At 70.3% G+C, this 20,268-nt stretch carries 17 protein-coding genes; 4 read left to right on the forward strand and 13 right to left on the reverse strand.

Translation table 11 applies throughout. From position 1 onward, the window contains the following. Nucleotides 1-168: 168 nt before the first annotated feature. From QM641_RS05650 to QM641_RS05670, 5 genes are all read right to left on the reverse strand, one after another. The gene (locus QM641_RS05650) at nt 169-2,313 is read right to left on the reverse strand and encodes an alpha-galactosidase (RefSeq protein ID WP_415114321.1); all 2,145 of its coding nucleotides are present in this window, start codon (nt 2,311-2,313) and stop codon (nt 169-171) included. Between the two features lie 71 nt (nt 2,314-2,384). After that, nucleotides 2,385-3,713 (reverse strand): ABC transporter substrate-binding protein, encoded by a 1,329-nt coding sequence (locus QM641_RS05655; protein WP_415114323.1) that lies wholly within the window; start codon nt 3,711-3,713, stop codon nt 2,385-2,387. A gap of 37 nt (nt 3,714-3,750) precedes the next feature. After that, nucleotides 3,751-4,668 (reverse strand): carbohydrate ABC transporter permease, encoded by a 918-nt coding sequence (locus QM641_RS05660; protein WP_415114325.1) that lies wholly within the window; start codon nt 4,666-4,668, stop codon nt 3,751-3,753. A 15-nt stretch (nt 4,669-4,683) separates the two neighbouring features. After that, the gene (locus QM641_RS05665) at nt 4,684-5,613 is read right to left on the reverse strand and encodes a carbohydrate ABC transporter permease (protein WP_415114327.1); all 930 of its coding nucleotides are present in this window, start codon (nt 5,611-5,613) and stop codon (nt 4,684-4,686) included. A 71-nt stretch (nt 5,614-5,684) separates the two neighbouring features. Beyond that, nucleotides 5,685-7,865, reverse strand: coding sequence for a glycoside hydrolase family 36 protein (locus QM641_RS05670; RefSeq protein WP_415114329.1), 2,181 nt, complete (start codon nt 7,863-7,865; stop codon nt 5,685-5,687). Between the two features lie 124 nt (nt 7,866-7,989). Here QM641_RS05670 and QM641_RS05675 point away from each other — a divergent pair, with 124 nt between their 5' ends. Further along, nucleotides 7,990-9,207 (forward strand): Gfo/Idh/MocA family protein, encoded by a 1,218-nt coding sequence (locus QM641_RS05675; protein ID WP_415114331.1) that lies wholly within the window; start codon nt 7,990-7,992, stop codon nt 9,205-9,207. A 65-nt stretch (nt 9,208-9,272) separates the two neighbouring features. Next, nucleotides 9,273-10,292, forward strand: coding sequence for a LacI family DNA-binding transcriptional regulator (locus tag QM641_RS05680; RefSeq protein WP_415114333.1), 1,020 nt, complete (start codon nt 9,273-9,275; stop codon nt 10,290-10,292). 588 nt (nt 10,293-10,880) lie between these two features. Here QM641_RS05680 and QM641_RS05685 read toward each other — a convergent pair. Beyond that, a complete protein-coding gene (locus tag QM641_RS05685) occupies nt 10,881-12,116 on the reverse strand; it encodes a DUF222 domain-containing protein (RefSeq protein WP_415114335.1) in 1,236 nt (411 codons plus the stop codon). A 42-nt stretch (nt 12,117-12,158) separates the two neighbouring features. Between QM641_RS05685 and QM641_RS05690 the strand changes: the two genes are divergently transcribed. Both QM641_RS05690 and QM641_RS05695 read left to right on the forward strand, forming a co-directional pair. Beyond that, nucleotides 12,159-12,398: a hypothetical protein gene (locus QM641_RS05690; protein WP_415114337.1), complete on the forward strand. Its 240-nt coding sequence runs from the start codon at nt 12,159-12,161 to the stop codon at nt 12,396-12,398. Next, the gene (locus tag QM641_RS05695) at nt 12,385-12,804 is read left to right on the forward strand and encodes a PIN domain-containing protein (protein WP_415114339.1); all 420 of its coding nucleotides are present in this window, start codon (nt 12,385-12,387) and stop codon (nt 12,802-12,804) included. The genes QM641_RS05690 and QM641_RS05695 overlap by 14 nt, the downstream gene beginning before the upstream one ends. A gap of 16 nt (nt 12,805-12,820) precedes the next feature. Here the strand turns inward: QM641_RS05695 and QM641_RS05700 are convergent, their stop codons facing one another. The 7 genes from QM641_RS05700 to QM641_RS05730 all read right to left on the reverse strand — a co-directional run bounded on the left by QM641_RS05700 (nt 12,821) and on the right by QM641_RS05730 (nt 20,004). Then, complete coding sequence (locus QM641_RS05700; protein ID WP_415114341.1) at nt 12,821-13,453, reverse strand: DUF3349 domain-containing protein; 633 nt, start codon at nt 13,451-13,453, stop codon at nt 12,821-12,823. Between the two features lies 1 nt (nt 13,454). Then, nucleotides 13,455-13,739, reverse strand: coding sequence for a hypothetical protein (locus QM641_RS05705; RefSeq protein ID WP_415114343.1), 285 nt, complete (start codon nt 13,737-13,739; stop codon nt 13,455-13,457). Nucleotides 13,740-13,772: 33 nt separating this feature from the next. Then, a complete protein-coding gene (locus QM641_RS05710) occupies nt 13,773-14,975 on the reverse strand; it encodes an inorganic phosphate transporter (protein WP_415114345.1) in 1,203 nt (400 codons plus the stop codon). Nucleotides 14,976-15,307: 332 nt separating this feature from the next. Beyond that, nucleotides 15,308-15,946: a TetR/AcrR family transcriptional regulator gene (locus tag QM641_RS05715; protein WP_415114347.1), complete on the reverse strand. Its 639-nt coding sequence runs from the start codon at nt 15,944-15,946 to the stop codon at nt 15,308-15,310. Nucleotides 15,947-16,001: 55 nt separating this feature from the next. Further along, a complete protein-coding gene (locus tag QM641_RS05720; protein WP_415114349.1) occupies nt 16,002-17,777 on the reverse strand; it encodes a bifunctional sugar phosphate isomerase/epimerase/4-hydroxyphenylpyruvate dioxygenase family protein in 1,776 nt (591 codons plus the stop codon). Between the two features lie 14 nt (nt 17,778-17,791). After that, the gene (locus QM641_RS05725; protein WP_415114351.1) at nt 17,792-19,105 is read right to left on the reverse strand and encodes an MFS transporter; all 1,314 of its coding nucleotides are present in this window, start codon (nt 19,103-19,105) and stop codon (nt 17,792-17,794) included. Continuing rightward, on the reverse strand, nt 19,102-20,004 hold the full coding sequence (locus QM641_RS05730; RefSeq protein WP_415114353.1) for a shikimate dehydrogenase: 903 nt from the start codon (nt 20,002-20,004) through the stop codon (nt 19,102-19,104). Before QM641_RS05730 ends, QM641_RS05725 begins: the two co-directional genes overlap by 4 nt. Between the last annotated feature and the right edge of the window lie 264 nt (nt 20,005-20,268).

The raw sequence follows: 20,268 nt of genomic DNA on the forward strand, positions 1-20,268 counted from the left end.
CCACCCATCAGCCGCTGCCCCCACCACACCGTCACCAACCTCGCTGCATAGAACAGCTAGCGGGGGCGGACGCCAACTCTCTCCCTGCCATTCACTTGCCCCAGATGTACGTCGAACGATGGTCCCGGCGTACATCTAAGGCAAGTGAACAGGGGCGGATGCCGGGGATCAGAGCGCCGTCGCCCGCAGCAGCAGCGCGTGCTCCGGGCGCAGCACGGGCAGCGGCATCCCCACCTCGGCGAGGAACCGCCCGCTCGCGGTCAGCGCCCCCTCGGTCCACCACGCCGGCGGCACGATCTGCACGAACGCATCGTGCTGCTCCTGGGGCGCCGAAGCCGAGGGCGACGGCAGCAGCGCCTCGACGCGGTAGACCCGGTCGGGGTCGAGGCCGGGAAGGCCGACGCGACCCGGGGTCTCGGACACGAGCGTCCCGAGCGCGACGGCGGCATACAGCGCGTCCGCGCCGTCCTGCGCGACGACGCCGTGCAGCGTGAGGTTCGGCTCGGCGAGGTCGGCGTTCACGCGGATGCCGGAGTGCAGCAGTGCGCGATGCTCCTTGTACAGCGCAATCGCCCGGGCGAGGACCTCGCGCTCGTGCGGGGTGGCATCGCGCACGTCCCACTCGATGCCGAAGTGCCCGAACAGCGCGGTGATCGCGCGGAAGGAGATGTCGTGCACGCGGCCGGTGGTGTGCGAGCGGGTCGGACCGACATGCGAGCCCACCAGCTCGGGCGGCAGCACCGCCTGGGTCCACCGCTGGATCGTCTGGCGCTCCAGCGCGTCGTTGCAGTCCGAAGCCCACACGCGATCCGTGCGGGCCAGGATGCCGAGATCGACCCGTGCCCCACCGGACGAGCACGACTCGATCTCCACGCCCGGGTGCGCCGCGCGCAGCGCGTCGAGCAGCCGGTACACGGCGAGGGTCTGCGCGTGCACCGAGCGGCGCCCGGCGTGGCCGAGCTCGGCATGGTCGCGGTTCTGGTCCCACTTCAGGTAGGCGATGTCGTTCTCGCGCAGCAGCGCGTCGAGCCGGTCGAACACGTACCGCCACGCGTCGGGGTTCACGAGATCGATGACGTGCTGATGCCGCCACTGCCGCGGCAGCCGCCCCGACGGCCCGGCGATCCAGTCCGGGTGCGCACGGGCGAGGTCGGAGTCGAGGCTGATCATCTCGGGCTCCACCCACAGCCCGAACTCCATGCCGCGCGCGGTGACCGCGTCGATCAGGGGCGTGAGCCCGTCGGGCCATTGCGCCTCGTCGACGTACCAGTCGCCGAGGGCGGTGCGGTCGTCGCGGCGCCCGCGGAACCAGCCGTCGTCGAGCACGAACCGTTCCACACCCAGCGCCGCGGCGGCATCTGCCAGCTCGACCAGCGGCTCCGGCCGATGGTCGAAGTAGACCGCCTCCCACGTGTTCAGCACCACCGGCCGCACGCGACCGGAGACCGTGTCCACGTGGCCGGGGCGGGAGCGGAACCAGCAGTAGAAGGCATCCGTCACCCCGTCCAGGCCCCGATCCGAGTACGCCGCATACAGGGTCGGCGTGCGATAGGACTCCCCCGGCGCGAGCACGAGCTCGCCCGAGCCGAGGAGCTCGGCCGCGCCCAGCAGACGCCTGCCGCCGGGGGCCGCGTCGAGGTACTGCTCGTGGTCGCCCGACCACGCGAGGTGCGTCGCCCACACCCGCCCCGACCGGTTGCCGAAGCCGGTGGTGCCGACGGCGACCAGCAGCGACGAGTCGTGCCCGGTGCGGCCGTGCCGGCCGGTGCGCACCCACGTCCCCTCGCGCACCCGCTGGCGCTGCGGGTGGGCCTCGCGGCACCAGCGGCCGGTGAGGTCGAGCAGCTCGGCCGCCTCGGGCGGCACCGGCAGCGCGAGGTCGAGCCCGTCCAGCGCGTAGTCGCCGGCGCCGGTGTTGCGCAGCGTGTGCGCGACCTCGAGCAGTCCGCCGTCGTGCAGAGCGAGCTCGCTCGTGACCTCGATCCCGGCATCCGGGTCGGCCTGCACGATGCGGATGCCGCGATCGCCGACCTGCGCGGCCGAGACCACGCGCAGCGCCGGCGAGAAGTCGAGACCGGTCTCGGCGCGGTGCCCGCGCAGCCCAGGCCTGCCGAGCCAGCCCGACGAGGCCTGCGGCACGAGGCCGACGACCACCGGGGAGTCGAAGGCGGAGTGCGGCACCGGCGGGCCCAGCACGCCGAGGTCGGGGAGCACCGCACCGAGGTCGGCGCCCCAGTGCACGATCTCGGCCTCGCCTCCGGTGACCGCGATCAGCAGGCTCGTGCCGGCGGCACGCAGGTGTATCGGTTGCATGGCTCTCATCGTCTCGCGCATTCAGGCGGGGCGCGGATCTGCCGCACCCCGCCTGAACTCAGCACGCGCGATTACTCGAACAGTGCGTTGACCTGCTCGTTCGCCGCGGTCAGCGAGTCCGCGTCTGCTTGGCCGGCGAGCACGGCGTCCATCGCGGGCTTCATGATGCCGTCGATCTTGGCGGCGTTCTCGGTGATCGGGAACAGGAACGTGGTCTTGTCGGCGACCTGCTGCGTGAACGGCGTCACGTCGATTCCCTTGTCCGCGAACGCCTTGGCGGCGATCTCGGTCGAGGTCAGGATCGCCGGGAACACCACGGACTTCTCGGCGACGACGTCCTGGCACGCGGCGGAGCCGAGGTAGGCGACCCACTCCGCGGCGGCCTCGGGCTGCTTCGTGCCCACCCAGATCGAGTCGGCGAGACCGTTGAACATCGACGACCGCTTACCCTCGGGTCCGACCGGGGTCGGAGCGATGCCGACCTCGACGCCGTCGTAGCCCGTGTAGGTGTTGATCATCCACGATCCGTTGGAGTTGATCGCCGCCTTGCCCGCGCCGAAGTTGTCGTTGACCGACGCGCCGACAGTGGTCTCGAGCTTGGGCATGTAGCCCTTGTCGATGAGCCCCGCCCACCAGGTGATGGTGTCCTGGAAGCGCTCGTCGTCGTAGTTGTAGTGGGTGCCCCACGGGTTCGTGTCCGTGTGGGTCCAGCCGGTGGTGCCGGTGAGGAACGACCACTGCGTCTGGCCCATGCCCTGCCCGGAGTCCTGGAGCCCCAGGCCGTACACCGCGACGTTGTCCTTGTCGAACCCTGCCTCGTCGCCGCGCTTGCCGTTCTTGTCGACGGTCAGGTGTGCGATGACGTCCTCGTAGGTGCCGCCGTCATCCGGGTTCCAGGTGAGGCTGGCCATCTGCTCGTCGGTGATTCCCGCCTCGGCGGTCATGGCCTTGTTGTAGAACAGCGCGACCGTGTCCCAGTCCTTCGGAAGGCCGTAACGCTCGCCGTCCTGGCCGACCCACAGGTCGGCGAGGCCCTCGGCATACTGGTCGAGATCGATGCCCTCGTCGTCGAGTGCGAGAAGCTGGTCGGTCTTGACGAAGTCCGGATACTTCGCGAGGTGATCGGTGAACACATCCGGCGCTGTGCCCGAGGCCATCCCGTTGGTGAGCTTGCTCCAGTAGTCGTCCCAGCCGGTCTGGGTGACCTTGACGGTGATGTCGGGGTTCGCCTCGTTGAAATCCGCAGCGCACTGCTCGTAGGCGGGAAGCTGGTTGGCGTCCCACAGCCAATAGTTGAGCGTTCCGTCGGAGCTCTCCCCGCCGCCCCCGCCGCTGCAGGAGGTGAGGGCGAGGGCGGCGACCGCGGCGGCCGCGGTGACGCCGAGTACTCTTCTTTTCATCTTGGGTCCTTTCGAGACGATGTCGTGCAGTAGGGGTCTACTTCGTGCCGTTGAAGCCGATGGAGTTGACGATGCGCTTGCCGAAGGCGAAGAACAGCAGCAGCACCGGCAGCGCGGACACGAGCGTGGCGGCCATGAGGCCCGACCAGTCCGGCGCGCCCTGCGGGGACTGAGATTTGAACACGCCGAGGCCGACGGTGAGCACCCGGGTGTTCTCGTCAGAGACCAGCAGCGGCCAGAAGTACTCGTTCCACTGGCCCATGAAGGTCAGCAGGGCCAGCGTCGCCAGAGGGGCTGCCGCGTTCGGGAGCACGATCTGGAAGAAGATGCGCCAGTGGCGGGCGCCGTCGAGCATCGCGGCCTCCTCGACCTCGCGCGACATGTTCAGGAAGAACTGACGCATGAAGAAGATCGCGAAGGGCGTCATGAACAGGTACGGCAGCATCAGACCCCACATCGAGCCGAGCATGCCGAGGTTGCGCACCAGGAGGAAGTTCGGCAGCGCCGTGAAGATCGGCGGCACCAGCACCGTGGCGAGGAACAGACCGAACACCTTGTCGCGGTGCTTCCAGCGCAGGCGGGCGAATGCATAGGCCGCCATCGAGCTGAAGAACACGGCCCCCGCCGTCGTGACGCTCGCGAAGATCGCGGAGTTCAGCAGGAACTGCCAGAAGTTGATCGCGGCGCCCGAGCCGCCCTGCGCGATGGCCTCCTCCGTCGACTGCATGCCGAACACGCGGGCGTAGGCGCCGAAATTGAGCTCCACCGGCAGCAGGCTCGCCGAGTTCGACGCGAGCGCGCTGTTCAGAGACAAAGACGTGCGGAGCACCCAGTAGAACGGCAGGATGCTCACCGCGATGGCGAGAGCGAGAAACACCCAGCCGAGCACGAACTGCCAGTTGACGGGCTTGCGCGGTCGGCGCCCTTGCGTGACGAGCGCTGTTGTCGTAGTCATTGCACGTCTCCTCGTTCAGTCCAGGTCTGATTCGTTGCCGCGGAGGAACTTCATCTGCAGGAAGGCGACGATCGCGAGAATGATGAACAGGATGACGGCGAGTGCCGACCCGTAGCCGAACTCCTGCTCCGTGAACGCCTTCTGGAAGATGTAGTACTGCATCACGCGGCTGGCGTTGACCGGGCCGCCCTGGGTGGTGACGGCGACCGTGTCGAACACCTGGAACGAGCCGGTCACCGTGAGCACGAGCACCAGGGCGAGCACCGGCCGCAGCAGCGGCAGGGTGATGCGCCAGAAGGTCTGGATGGGGTTCGCGCCATCGAGGTTCGCCGCCTCGTACACGGTGTTCGGAATGGCCTGGAGCCCCGCGAAGATGAGCAGGGCCGTGTAGCCCATGTGCCGCCACGTGTTGATGAGCGCCTGGGTGGGGATCGCCCACTCCTGGCTGCCGAAGAAGGCGACGCGGGGCAGGCCCATCCACTCGATGAACTGGTTGACGATGCCGATCTGGTAGTCGAGCATCCAGAACCACAGCAGCGCGGCGATCACGTTCGCCATCAGGTACGGCATGAGCAGGGTGCCGCGCACGAACGTCGACTTGGCGACGCGGTGCATCAGCAGCGCGAGCCCGAGCGCGAGCGCGGTCTGCAGGATGATGTTGATGAGCACGTACTGGACGGTGACGCCCAGCGCGTTCCAGAAGAGCGGATCCTTCGCGATGCGGGCGTAGTTCTCGGGACCGACCCACTCCGGGTCGCCGAGGATGCTGTACTCCGTGAAGCTCAGGTACAGACCCCGAACCGTCGGCACGATGTAGAAGAGCACCAGTCCCAGCACGGCCGGCGCGATGAACACGAGCGCGACTTTGAGATCGCCCGTACTGCGCCGCCGGCGCGGCTTGGTGCCAGGGCTCGCGCTCGCGGCCACGGCGAGTGTGTTTGCCATTCCAATACTCCGTTGTGTTGTAGCGGACAGACCAGAAGTTACACGAGTAACAGCCTCCGGGACAAGAGTCGTTATCGGGTCGTGTTGTTCGGGCGGATGCGGTAGATCCGCGCGCAGGGCTCTGCCGAGCCCGGCTCCAGCACGATCGAGCCGCTCCCGCGGTCGTGCACGCCCCAGCATCCGAGCACACGGGGAAAGAGCTCGTCGAGATGCTCGGCCGCGGCGTCGTCGCCCAGTTCCAGCGGAATCTGCGCGTCGGCTGCACCCCGGTGCCACACGTACAGGAGGTCCTGCCCGGGCGCGGTCAGCCGCAGTGCGATCGCATCGCCGTACCACTGCGGCAGGCCCGCCGGCCACCGCGGCACGCACCGCGCGATGCCCGCCCGTACGCTGCGGTACACGGCCGCGGCATCCTGCACCAGCGCGAGCTGGCGGTCGTCCATGCCGTCGAGGAAGCCGGACAGGTAGAGCCGGCCGGCAAGACCGGTCACGAGCGTGAAGACGATCTGCTCGTCGGTCATCGGCGGCTGCGGATAGGCCCAGTTCGCGCTCTGCTCGGGGAGGATCTGCAGCGGGGCGCCGGCGGCGATGGGCGGGTAGTGCACCGGGTCGACCTGGTCGGAAGTCGATTGCAGGTCGAACAGCTCCAGCATCGCGAAGTCGGCGCGCATCGCGCCCGAGGCGCAGTTCTCGAACACGACGGACGGGTGCCGCTTCTGGAGCGCACGCACCCACTCCAGGTGCGCGCGGTTGTGCGCCAGCAGCCCGGCGCCGCCCGAGAACGCACCGTCGACGCCGGCGCCCGGAGTGACGTTGTCGTCGAGCTTGAAGTAGTCCACGGCGAACTCGGCGACGAGCGCGTCGAACGCGTCGTCGAGATGAGCGCGGGCGGCCGGATGCCGGAAATCGAGGAAGTAGCGGTCGTGCTCGCGCACGCGCACGCCGTGCCGGTGCAGGAACGCCCCCTCCGGCAGGCGCTCGGCCACGGGGCTGTGCACCCCGACGACCGCAGGCTCCAGCCAGAGCCCGACCTTCATGCCGGCAGCGCGGATCGCGGCCACCACGCGGGCCAGCCCGCCGTCGGGGAAACGGCTCACCGACGGCCGCCATTCGCCCACCGTGGGCCACCAGTCGTGCGCGCCGCTGTCGTCGTACCAGCCCGCGTCGATGCAGAAGCACTCGGCGCCCGCCCGGCCGGCGGCGGCGATCAGCGGCAGCAGGCGCGCCGTGGTCGGGTCGCCGTTCAGCGTGTTCATGTAGTCGTTGAAGACGAGCAGGCCCGTCGGATCGGCGGTGCGCGCCCGCCGCAGCCAGCGTCGGTGGCGCGTGAGCTCGGCCGCCGCGCCCTCGAATCCGCCGTCGGAGAAGACGATCGAGGCGGGCACGGTCGTGAACGTCTCGCCGGGGGCCAGTCGCTGCGCCCACTGGTGGTCGAGATCCTCGGGGCCGAGCAGCAGCAGGGCGACGGAGTCCTCTCCGTCGCGCACGTCGTCGACCTCCCAGCGCCAGCCGCCGTTGTGCTCGACCTGCCACGCGACGGCCTGCCCGCTGCCCTCGTTCGCGAGCATGCCGGTGGGCAGCGCCCGCGCGGTGGTCCAGGTCGAGGTGCCGATGCGCTCGACCGCGCCGCGGCCGGGCTGATCGTGCGCGGCGGAGCCGAACTCGCCGAGCGTGCGCTGCCCCCACAGCGGCTCGGCGCTCCAGCGGTTCTCGGCGAGTTGCTCCCCCGTGCCGGTGTAGAGGGTCAGCGCCCGGGTGTCCTCCCCGGGGCGCACGAGCGAGCCGAGCGCGAGCGAGGTCACCGCCTCGACGACGAGGGGCTCGTCGCCGTCGTTGCGGAGCTCGCTGAACGCGCGGATGCCGTGGTGCTCCGGCCCCGCGAGCAGGGTGGTCTCCACGACCGCCCCCGAGCGGGGGTCGCGCTGGCGGATGCGGAGGCGCTCGGCATCCCCCACCCGATCGGCGACGTGGTCGAGGTGACGCAGCCGTGCGCCGGCGGCGGTGTTGGTGAAGCGGGTGGTCGTGCGGGCGCGGCCGTCGCCTGCGAGCATGAGCTCCACGAGCGGTTGCGCGGCCCCCGTGCGCACGGCCGACTCGCCGTCGAGCCCGTATCCGCTCAGCACGACCGGATGGCGCGCGGCATGGGTGAACACGAGCTCGAGCCGGCCCGGACGCCAGCGGAACTCGTGCGAGCGCTCGTCGGGCGCCACCGCCCCCGCCCACGTGGATGGCGTGTCCGACTTCTCCCGCACCGCGGACCTCCTCGTCCTCCGGTCGTGCCGATGACGCACGACGTCCTCGCACACTAGAGCCGGATGGACCGCGTCCGCAACCATCGTGTTGACTCGTGTAACCGGCCGATGAAAGACTCGTCACATGACATCTGCCACTGCCTTCTCTCTGGGCATCGTCGGCGCCGGACAGTTCTCCGGCCAGTTCTCCAAGCTCTTCCACGCGCACCCGCTCGTATCCGACGTGTATGTCACCGACCTGCTGCCCGAGCGCGCCGCCGCGCTCGTGGAGCGGCAGCAGCTGGCGGGCACGTTCGACTCGTTCGAGGCCATGCTCGACAGTGATGTCGACGCGATCGCGATCTTCACACAGCGGTGGACCCACGGCCCCCTCGTGGTGCGGGCGCTGCGCGCGGGCAAGCACGTCTACTCGGCCGTTCCGATGGCCGTGACCGCCGACGAGATCGCCGCGATCATCGACGCCGTGCGCGAGACGGGGCTCACCTACATGATGGGCGAGACCAGCTACTACAACCCCGCCACGGTGTTCGCTCGTGCGCGCGTGTCCGAAGGCGCATTCGGGCGCGTCTTCTACGCCGAGGGCGACTACGTGCACGACATGGACCTCGGCTTCTACGCCGCGTACCAGTACAGCGGCGGCGAGCACTGGCAGCGCACGGCCAGCTACCCCCCGATGCTCTATCCGACCCACTCGGTGGGCGGGGTGCTGGGCGCCATCGGCGGCCACGCCGTGAGCGTCAGCTGCATCGGCGTGCGCGACGACCGCGGCGACGGGGTGTTCGACCGCGAGATCAGCATGTTCGACAACGACTTCTCCAACGCGACTGCGCTGTTCGAGCTGTCCGGCGGCGGCTCGATGCGCATCAACGAGTTCCGCCGCGTGGGCTACCCCTCGCACATCCGCGAGAGCCGCTTCCGCTACTTCGGCACCGAGGGCAGCTTCGAGCAGACCGCGGTCTCGGCGCTGTGGCAGGACCGCACCGGCGTCACCGACGTCACCGAACAGGTCGAGACCAAGCCGAGCATGGACCTCGACGACCCCTCGCTCGCCGACGTGGACCCCGCCCTGCGCGACGCGTTCGTCTCAGGCCTCGCGCCGGTGCACGACGCGACCCGCCTGCCCGAGGAGCTGCAGGGCCTGCCCAACGGCCACGAGGGCAGTCACCACTTCCTCGTCGACGACTTCGCCGTGGCCGTCGCCACCGGCTCGCTGCCGCCGGTGAACGCGTGGGTGGCGGCGCGCTACACGCTCCCCGGCATCGCCGCGCACGAGTCCGCGCTGCGCGGCGGCGAGCGCATCGAGGTGCCCGACTTCGGCGACGCGCCGGCCGCGGGGAGCTGACGGCGCGCCTCGCCGTGGCCCGCTCCCGCTCGCATCCGGGTTCCGCCCACCGTGCGCTCACTAGGATGGCACGCGTGCCGCATCCGACCCCAGCCAAACCCGCGGCAACCCGCAACGACGTCGCCCGGCTCGCCGGGGTGAGCGCGGCCGTCGTGAGCTACGTGGTCAACGGGTCGAAGCGGGTCTCGCCGACGACCGAGACGCGCGTGCGCGAGGCCATCGCGATGCTCGGCTACCGGCCCAACCGCGCCGCGCGGGCGCTGCGACTGGGCTCGAGCGAGACGCTCGGCATGGTCGTGCCCGACTCGACCAACCCGTTCTTCGCGACACTCGCCCACGCCGTGGAGCAGGCCGCCGCCGAGCGCGGCTACGACCTGCTGGTGGCCAACTCGGACGGCTCCGTCGCGATGGAGCGGCGCCATCTCGACAACCTCGCCACGCGGCAGGTCGACGGCGTGTTCGTGTGCAGCTCGATCGTCGAGCCCGACCTGCGCGCGCTCGAGCAGGCCGACATCCCCTCCGTGCTGCTCAACCAGTACGTCGCCGCCCCGGGCGTCGACTCGGTGAGCGTGGACCTCAAGCGCGGCTCTGCCCTTGCCGTCGAGCACCTCGCCGAGCACGGCCACCGCACGATCGGGCTCGTGATCGGAACCAACAGCGACAACACCGTGGACGCGCGGGAGGTCGGCTGGCACGAGACGATCGCAAGACTCGGGCTGTCTGCGGGCACGGTCTTCCGGCATCCGTTCAGCAGATCGGGAGGGTACGACGCGGGTCGCTGGCTGCTCCACAGCGCGGTGCGCCCCTCGGCACTGTTCGTGGGGTCGGATCGCCAGGCCGTCGGCGTGCTCAAGGCACTGCACGAGGCGGGCGTGCGGGTGCCGGAGGACATCGCGATCATCTCGTTCGACGGTTCGGAGGATGCCGAGTTCAGCTGGCCGCCGCTGTCGAGCGTGGCCCAGCCGATCGATGAGATGGCTCACGCCGCCGTGACCGCTCTGATCGACGGCGAGGGTGAGAAGCACCACCTCGTGTTCGAGCCGACGCTGATCCGCCGCGCCTCGTGCGGGTGCCCGTCCGCCTGACCGGTAGCCTGACGCGCCGGCATCCCCTCCGGCCGCTCCCCTTCGCGGGGCCCCTGGCGCGTGGCTACTGCGCGCGGCCCGTACCGAGCAACGCGGTCGAGGGGAGAGTCAGGGTCTGCATGCCGGTCAGGTCCTCGTAGGCGGCACGCATCGCCCGCCGGACGTCTCCGCTCTGGCGCAGATAGGTCGCCCGATCGTGAGCAGCACAGGGGCCCGGCGGGTCGTCACGCGAGCCAGCTCGGCGACGGCCGCGCGAGGCTTCGGAACGTGATTCACCACGAAGTTCGCCCCGACCGCGGCCAGTGCGGACGCCACCGTTCCCGTGCCGGTGCCGACATCCACGGCGCGAGCGCCCGGTACCGAAGCTCCCTCGCTGCGCTCGATCAGGAATGGCACCGTTCCCGCGCAGAGCCTCGCGAACGAGAGATCGTATGCAGAGGCCATTCCCGCCCAGTCGACTGCCAACACCCCACGCTATCGAGCCGAGCAATCGACTGTCCCGCCCGGTGCATGAGAACCACTGCCGACGGTGCCGACCGTCCCCGCCGGTGCCCTCACGGTGTGCCACTTGACCGGAACTCCGCACGGTCATGCGGCGGGCCGGAATCGTTTCGGGGGTGGGTGGATGCCTGCCCAGGCGTATCGCAGTGCGAGTCGTGGTTTCAGGATGATCGGGTTCCCTGTGCCGTGGGGTGGGTGGAGGAGGAAGTCGCCGGGGCCGTCGCGGGTGATCCGCCATCCGCCGTTGTGGAGCGCCATGTGATGAAACCGGCAGAGAAGAACGCCCCGGTCGACATCGGTCTTGCCGCCCTCGGAATGGTGGTCGATGTGGTGCGCTTCGCAGTACGAGGCGGGCCGGTCGCAGCCTTTCCACCGGCATCCTCCGTCCCGGATAGCGAGCGCGATCTTCTGCTTCGGGGTGAACAGGCGTGCTTCGCGGCCGAGGTAGAGCGGGTTCCCGTCCCGGTCGATCCGGAGCTCGGTGGTCCCGGTGTCGCAGGCGTGCTGCGCGATGAGCCACGCGGGCAGAGCGGTCAGCTCGTCCTCGGTGACGCCGACGGCCGGGCGTCCTGCGAGGGACTCGGCGCGGGCCTGCTCGGTGATCACGACGCGCACTCCGGCCTGTTTCGTGCCGAACACGGTGGTCGCGTCGGCGAGGATACCAGCGCGGAAGATGTCGATGAGCAGGTCGTAGGTGAGCTGGTCGTTCGTGCGGGGGTCTGCGGTGAGGTCCTCGGCTGCGGCTTTCTCGGCTGGGTCGACGAACCGGGGGCCGCCGCGGCGGGGCCGCATTGCCGCATCGATGGCGGATTGGATCCAGAGGTAGGCCTCGTCGTCGAAGCTGACCGAGCCGCGCTTGCGGCCGTCGGCGTCGGTCCACATCCGGAACGACCTGCCCTCGAACCGCTCGTCGAACCGCCGCTGCGCGCCCTCCGGGTCCGGGTGGTCCCGGACCGTGCGGGCGGTGCGCGCGAGTTCCTCCACGGTGCGTTCCCGGGCCTCCGCGATCAGTTCCACTGCGGCCAGCGACCACGCCTCCGCGGCTTCCGCGACGGATTCCCGGTCGCCCGGCACCGGGTCGCCCAGCCCGCGGATGATCGCGTCGTGCTGCGCGGACGTGATCGCCCCGCCCAGCAGGGCATCGCTCAGCGGCGCATGCCACGGGAGGCCGGGATCCGGCTCCGCCCCGGCATCCGCTCCCACGTCACCCTCGGTGTCGCCCTCGGCGTCACTGCCGGATGCTTGGCCGTCGCCGTGTGAGGTGGCGAGCGCCTCCCCGAGCCGCACCTGCTTCGCGGCGTCCGCGGTTCTCAACCGGTGCATCAGCTCGGGCGTTGCGACGACATCCGATGATACTGTGAAACTGTGAAGAATGTGACGGTCGCGGTTCCTGACGAGGTGTATCGGCGCGCCCGTGTGCGCGCGGCCGAGCAGGGCACGTCCGTGAGTGCCCTGGTGACCCGCTACCTGCGCACGCTGGCGGAGGAGGATGCCGAGTTCGCCCGCCTCGCCGACCTGCAGCGCCGGACGATCGAAGCAATCGGAACCTTCCGTGCCAGCGATCGGGTGAGCCGCGAGGACGTGCACGCCCGTGCGATTCGTTGACACGAACGTCCTCCTGTACGCGATCTCGCGCGACCCGGCGGAGAGGACGAAGGCTGACATCGCCGCCGCCATCCTCGAGCACGCGGACATCGCACTGTCGACGCAGGTCCTGCAGGAGTTCTACGTGCAGGCGACGAGAGCCACACGGGCCGACCGGATCACGCACGAACAGGCATCCGCTCTGATCGAGTCGTTCACTCGGTTCCCGGTGCGCGACGTCACCCTGCGGATCGTGCGGAATGCCCTGGCCACGCGTGAGCGTTTCGGGCTCGCTTACTGGGATGCCGCGATCATCGAGGCAGCACGATCGCTCGGCTGCACCGAGGTGCTGTCCGAGGATCTCTCGCACGGGCAGGACTACGCGGGCGTCGTCGTGATCGACCCGTTCCGCGACGGCGCGAACTGACGCGCCCCGGGGGCGGTCAGACCAGAGCCCAGCCGGCGGCGGCGAGCCGCTGCTCGACGCGCGCGACATCCGTCTCGGACGGGAGCTCGCCGAGCACCTTCGTCATCAGCACCTGCGCATCGATCCGCGAGGCGTGCGGAGCGGCATCCGTCCCCCGTTGCGAGATCAGCGCGTCGGCGACCTCGCGCACCTCGTCGTCGCTCAGGCGCCGACGCAACAGCGCGAGAAGGGGTGCGTAGTCGACGGGCGGCACACCCTCGGGGTAGCCCCGGCGGAGCCAGGCCAGCACCCGCTCGACCGGACCGGGCTCGACGCCAGGCGCGGCCGGCGTCTCATCCGGCTCGGCGACGAGGCGCTGCAGGCCCCCGCTGAGCGGCCAGCCGACCGCGGCGAGCCGCGCGGCGACCGCCCTCACCTCGTCCTCGCGCGGAGGCTCCGAGGTGACCCGTTCGATCGCCGCATGGATGTCGGACTTGCGCACCGAGTCGGTGCTCAGCTCCTCGAGCTCGGCGATCACATCGTCGAACTTGGCCTCGCTGAGAGTGCGTCGCAGCAGCGCCAGCAGCGGGAAGTAGTCCTTCGGCGGGACGCCCTCGGGGTAGCCGACGCGCAGCCAGCGCAGCACCGACGAGATCACTCCTTCGGCCATGTCAGACTCCGAACAGCGAGATGCCGAGGTAGTGGTCCAGGCTGTGGCGGGTGATCCAGAGGACACCCGCGACGACCGCCGCGATCACGATCAGGAAGAGGACGTTCCCGGTCGCGGTCAGCACGGGGCGACGAGCCACCTGCACGCCGTCGGAGGCCTCACCGGCACCGGCGGCACGCAGCCGGATGCCCAGGGCGAACAGGGCGGGCAGTCCGGCCCCGAAGAGCAGTCCCACGCCGAGCACGCGCAGGGCCGCCAGGAGGATCTCAGCGAAGTCGATGTCCATGTCGTCCTTCTCTCTTGCTTCTCTGACGCTAGCTCACACCGCCGACGCGGTGACCGCGGCCTCGGTCTTGGGGACCACCGAGCCGTCCCACTCCGCGTTGACGTTCGAGGAGTCGACGCGCTGCGCGCGGCTGCGCAGGTACATGTACGACGCCAGGCCCACCAGGATCGCGAACACGGCGAGCGCCCCGGTCAGTCCGCCGATGCCGTTCGCAATGACGTAGCACGCCGCGCCGACGATGCCTGCCGCGGGAAGCGTCGTGAGCCACGCCGTGACCATGCGCAGCGCGACGTTCCAGCGCACCTGCGCACCGGGCTTGCCGACCCCCGAGCCGAGGATCGACCCGGTCGCCACGTGCGTGGTCGACAGCGCCATGCCCATCGAGCTCGACGTGAGGATGATCGCGGCGGACGATGCCTCGGCCGCCATGCCCTGGGGAGACTCGATCTCGACGAGCCCCTTGCCGAGGGTGCGGATGATGCGCCAGCCGCCGAGGTAGGTCCCGAGAGCGATCGCGAGGCCGCAGACGACGATGATCCACACCGGCAGCCCGTCCTCGACGATGCCGTCGACGGTCAGCGAGCCGTGCGCGATGAGCGCGAGGGCGATGACGCCCATGGTCTTCTGCGCGTCGCCGGTGCCATGGGCGAGCGAGACGAGGGATGCCGTGCCGATCTGGCCCCAGCGGAAGCCGCTGTCGCGGCGCTTGTGCGACACGCGCCTGGCGATCGCGTAGACCAGCGCCGTGCCCGCTGCGGCCACGACGCCCGCGATGACGGGGGCGAAGAGGGCGGGGATGACGATCTTGGTCGCGATGCCGGCCCAGTTGATCGTCGCGGCCCCCGCGATTCCCGCGCCGATGAGGCCGCCGAACAGCGCGTGCGACGAGCTGCTCGGCAGGCCCAGCAGCCACGTGAGCAGGTTCCAGAGGATGCCGCCGACCAGCCCCGCGAAGATGATCGTCATCGCCGTCTGCGCGGTCAGTCCGTCGACGAGGTCTCCGGTGTCGGTCTGGATCTTCAGGACGTCCTTGGTGATGGTCGCTGCGACCTCGACCGACAGGAACGCGCCGACGAGGTTCAGGATCGCCGAGATCGTGACCGCCATCTTCGGCTTGAGCGCCCCGGTGGCGATCGAGGTCGCCATGGCGTTGCCGGTGTCGTGGAAGCCGTTCGTGAAATCGAACGCAAGGGCTGTGACGATCACGAGGATCAGGATGAGAAGCTCCCCACTCATGCTCCGAGTCTCGCAGCGCGATGGACCGGAACAGCCCGGATCAGCGAGACTTCTCACCCTGTTCACCGAGTGTTCATCAGGACCGGGCGGAGCACCCCCGGCATCCGGTCGGCGCCCCCTCCGGACCCCCTCCGCCCCCACCAGGCCCCCGGCCCTTCGAGTCACTGCTCTGCACGCGAGTCACTGCCCTCCAGCGCAGTGACTCGGCGTTAAGGCAGTGACTCGGAAGCGAGAGCAGTGACTCGACGAGGGGCAGGAGGGGCGGGCGGGGCAGGATGCCAGACAGCGGGCGGGATGCCGGAGGCCGGGCGGGAGGGGGATGCCGGGGCGGATCAGCCTGTGGCGGCCGTGAGCCACGAGACCACGACGTCGCCGATCTGTGCGCGGAGGTGGTCGCGGCGCGCCGGGTCGCCGAGGTCGACGCCGAACAGGAACCCGAACGTGTGGCGGTTGGCGACCTGGAAGACGCAGTAGGCGCTGATGAGCAGGTGGACATCCAGCGCGTCGAGGTCGGTACGGAACACGCCGGCCTCACGACCGCGCTCCAGCAGCTGCTCCAGCAGACCCAGGGCCGGCCGGTTGAGCTCGCGCAGGGCGTCCAGCTTCTCGATGAAGACGCCGCGGTGGACGTTCTCGATCATGACCAGGCGCACGAAGTCGCCATGGGCGAGGTGGTGGTCGTAGGTCAGCTCGGCGAGGCGGCGCACGGCCTGCACGGGGTCGAGTCCGCCGACGTCGAGCGACTGCTCCGCATCACGGATGCCGCGATACGCGCGCTCCAGGACGGCCAGATACAGCCGCTCCTTTCCGCCGAAGTAGTAGTAGATCATCCGCTTGGTGGTGCGTGTGCGTTCGGCGATGTCGTCGACGGCGGTGCCGGAGAATCCGGTGTCGGCGAAGGCGGCCGTGGCCACGGCCAGGATCTCCTCACGCGTGCGGGTAGCGTCGCGCCGGCCCCCCTCGTTCCTCATCCCACCATCCTCGCCGCGGACAGGCTTTCGCTCGGGAGGGCGCGCGCGCCGCCCATTACCGTTGGGCAGCCAGTCGCACCGGCGCGTTCGTGGCGCCGTAGCCCTCGTACCCGCCCTGCCGCTCGACGATCTCGAAGAAGACGCCGCCCACCGTCGGCGTGTAGAAGTGGACGAACGCGCCGCGCGCGTCCCGGTCGTACAGCAGGTCGAGGTCGCGCAGCTCGCCGAGCAGGTCGTCATCGAGCGCGAACCGGGCGGCCAGGTCGTCGTAGTAGTTGCCCGGGATGGGGAGGAACCGCAGACCCCGTTCCCGCGCCCGCCGCGCCACGGCACGGGCGTCGTCCACGCGGATCGCGACGTGCCGGTCGACGGCCGGGGCAGACGGCGGCGCCACGTTCATGGCGAGGCGGACCGCGCCGTCGGCGGAGCGCATCGCCTGGCTGCGGACGAGCCCGTGCGGACCGGCGAGCTCGGTGACCGGCTCGGGCTCCAGCGAGAGGATGCTGGTGTTGAACAGCACGGCCTCGTCGAACTGATGCCACGCGTACCCGACGTTCAGATGGTCGATGATGCCGTCGAGGAGGGCCGGAGTCGCGGCATCCGCCCGCTCGCCGAACTCCGCCAGCCACGAGCCGCCGCCCACGCGATCGTTCCAGTACACCTCCGTGCCGTCCGGGGCGGCCACCGCGCGCAGCCGCTGCTCGCCGGCCGAGGTGAGCCGGAACGCCTCCGGAGCGCCGATCGCGAGCGCGCGCCGCATGGCCGCCTCGGCGTCGTCGACGAGGAAGCCGAAGCCCGCCAGCCGTGGGCGCTCCTCGCGCGCCTGCTCATTGAGCACGACTCGCGCGGCACCGGCCTGCCACAGCCGCACCGTCTTGCTCCGGTGCCCCCCGCCGTAGGCGAAGCCGAGCTGGTCGAGAATGCGGTCGACGTCCGCAAGGTCGCTGCCTGCGATCTCGACGAAGTCCACTCCGCGCGGGTGCTGCGGAGCCTCCACGCGGTCCAGCTCCCAGCCGCCCGCCGCGGCGGTGCGGTCGGCCAGCCAGTTCAGCGACCGGCGGGCGTGCCGCGCGGTGCCGGCGACGTCGGTCTGCCGGAAGACGTCGTTGAACACCTCCAGCGAGAGCGGGCCGGCGTAGCCCGCGCGGCGCACGTGGGTGAGGAAGCCGACCAGGTCGAAGTCCCCCTCCCCCGGGAAGAGCCGGTGGTGCCGGCTCCACGAGAGCACGTCGAGATCGAGCGCCGGGGCGTCTGCCAGTTGCAGGAAGAACAGCTTCCGGGCATCCATCCCCTCGATCGCGGCCGGATCGTGACCGCGCGAGAGGATGTGGAAGCTGTCCAGGCACAGCCCCAGATTCGGCCGGTCGGCGCGCTGCACGAGCCGCCACGCGTGGCGGTAGTCGTCGACGAAGCGGCCCCACGCGAGGGCCTCGTACGCGATGCGGATGCCGTGCGCCGCCGCCGCGTCGGCGAGCATGCCCAGCTGCGCGCCGGCCCGGTCGTCGTCGTCGACTGTCGCGGTGGCGACGTTGCTGCACAGCAGCACCAGGTCGGTGCCCAGCCGCGCCATGAGGTCGAACTTCGCCTCGGCGCGGCGCAGGTTCGCCGCGAAGGTCTCGTCGTCGACGCCCTCGACGTCGCGCAGCGGCTGGTACATGTCGATCGACAGCCCGAGCCGCGCGCACAGCGCGCGGATCTCCTCCGGCGACTCAAAGGCGCAGACGAGGTCGGCCTCCATGATCTCCACGCCGTCGAAGCCGGCCGCCGCGATGGCGTGGAGCTTCTGGGTCAGGCTGCCGGAGAGGCAGACCGTGGCGATGGAGGTGCGCATGGAGGCCGACCCGTTCAGCCGCGCGCTGCCGGGATGACGCGGATGCCGAGGGTGTCGGTGGGCACGTCCTTGGTCTCGCGCGCGGTCAGGGCCGAGAGCGAGGCGATCACGGCCACGACGGCGGTGAAGCCGGCGATGACGATCCAGCCGCCCTCCTGCACGCCGCCGAGCCCGGCGACGATCGCCGGGGCGAACCCGGCGAGGAGGAACCCGAGCTGGGTGCCCAGGGCGAGGCCCGAGAACCGCACGCGGGCGCTGAACATCTCGCCGTAGAACGACGGCCACACCGCGTTGGCGGCCGCGTACCCGCACGAGAACGTCACCACCGCGAGCGCGAACGTGAGGATCGTGTTGTCGCTCGACATCGACAGCATGTAGAAGGGCATGAACACCGCCGACGACAGCGCGCCGTAGATGAACACCGGCCGGCGGCCGATGCGGTCGGCGAGCTTCGCGAACTGCGGCTGGGTGAACAGCGCCACGAAGTTGGCCGCGACCACGAGCCACAGCGTGAGGCCCTGATCGAGGCCGACCACCACGCCGTACGCGAGGGCGAGGTTCGTGAACACCGTCGAGATCGCCGCGACGAACGCGCACAGGATGACGCGCAGGACGTCTCGCCAGTAGTCGCGCAGGAGCGGGATCAGCGGCAGCTTCTCGATCTTGCCGCTCGCCTTCGCCTCTTCGAACGCAGGCGGCTCGTGGAGCGTGCGCCGGATGAAGAACGTGATGAGCACGACCACCGCGCTCAGCCAGAACGGGATGCGCCAGCCCCAGCTGTACTTGATGTCATCGGGGAGCGAGACCACCGGGATGAAGACCATCGCCGCGAGGATCTGTCCGCCCTGGGTGCCTGTGAGCGTCCACGACGTGAAGAACGCGCGACGGTTGTCGGGAGCGTGCTCCAGGGTCAGCGACGACGCCCCGGCCTGCTCGCCGGCCGCGGAGATGCCCTGGGCGAGGCGCGCCAGCACCAGCAGGCCCGGCGAGAGCCACCCGACCTGTTCGAAGGTGGGGAGGCATCCGATCACGAACGTCGCCCCGCCCATCAGCAGCAGCGTAAACATCAGCACCTTCTGCGGTCCGATGCGGTCGCCGAAGTGGCCGAGGATCACCGCCCCGATCGGGCGCGCGACGTAGGCGAAGCCGAAGGTCGCCAGCGACATCACCAGGGCGGCGTCGTCGCCGCTCGGGAAGAAGATGTGCGGGAAGATCAGCGCCGACGCCGAGGCGAAGATGAAGAAGTCGTAGTATTCGACGGCGCTGCCCATGAAGCTGGCCAGTGCCGCCTTGCCCGGGGTCTTCCCCGGTTCCTGTGCGGACATCATCGGTGCACGTTCTCCTTGCTCTCAGTGGACGCCTCGTCGTCTGTGACGAGGCGCTGGAAATGCCGAAGCATACGATCGAGGTCCGGCTGGATGCCGGTGATGAGCCGGAACGCGTGCGCGGCCTGGAAGACCGCCATGCGCCCGCCGTCGAGGGTGACGCAGCCGCGCTCCCGCGCCTCGCGCAGCAGCTGCGTCTCGCGCGGGCGGTAGACGACCTCGGACACCCATTGGCCGGGCCGCAGCAGCGCCGTCTCGAAGGGCGTGCCGGGATGGTGGTGCATGCCCTGCGGCGTGCAGTTGACGACGCCGTCACAGGCCCGGACGATGCCGGGCAGCTCGCGCGGGTCGGCGAGCGCGTCGACGACGGTGCGGTGCCGACGGGACAGCTGGTCGGCCAGCGCAACGGCGCGAGCGGGCTCGAGGTCGACGATCGTGAGGCGGCGCACCCCGATGCGCAGGAGAGCGTCGGCCACCGCCGAGCCCGCCCCGCCCGCACCGAACTGCAGGACGGCGCCGATCTCGGCATCGGGCAGCCCGGCGCGGAAGGCGTGCTCGTACCCGGTCGTGTCGGTGTTGTGGCCGATGCGGCCGTCGGGACCGAACAGCACGGTGTTGACCGCCCCGAGGGATGCCGCGACCGGGTCGAGCCGGTCCAGCAGGGGCAGCACGGCCTGTTTGCACGGATAGGTGATGTTCAGGGCGCTGAAGCCGAGGCGCTCGGCCCAGTCGAGGATCTCGGGCAGCGCGTCGGGCGAGAGCCCCCTGGCCGTCAGATCGATCGGCTCGTACACGTAGGCGAGCCCATGGGCGCGCCCCTCCTCCATGTGCAGCGGAGGGGTGAGGGATCCGGTCACGCCCGCGCCGACGAGCCCCACGAGATAGGGAGAGGTGGATGCCACGACACGCCTTCGTCCGGGATCGGGAGGCGCCTGCCCCCTAATGTACTAACCAGTACGTCCATCATTGCGGCATCCGTACCCGCTGTCAACCACCCGCCCCCGCCACCCGGCCCCCCGGACCCTCGCCCGCCCCCCGCCCGCGCCCCCCCTCATCCCGCGAGACTTCATCCGTGCACCGAGACTGCACGCCCAGCACGCAGTCTCGGTGCACCAGTGAAGTCTCGCGGACACACGGGGCGGACCGGGGGGACCGGGGGACCGGGG

Origin of the sequence: Microbacterium sp., from assembly GCF_047605725.1 — a bacterium.
Taxonomy (GTDB): domain Bacteria; phylum Actinomycetota; class Actinomycetes; order Actinomycetales; family Microbacteriaceae; genus Microbacterium.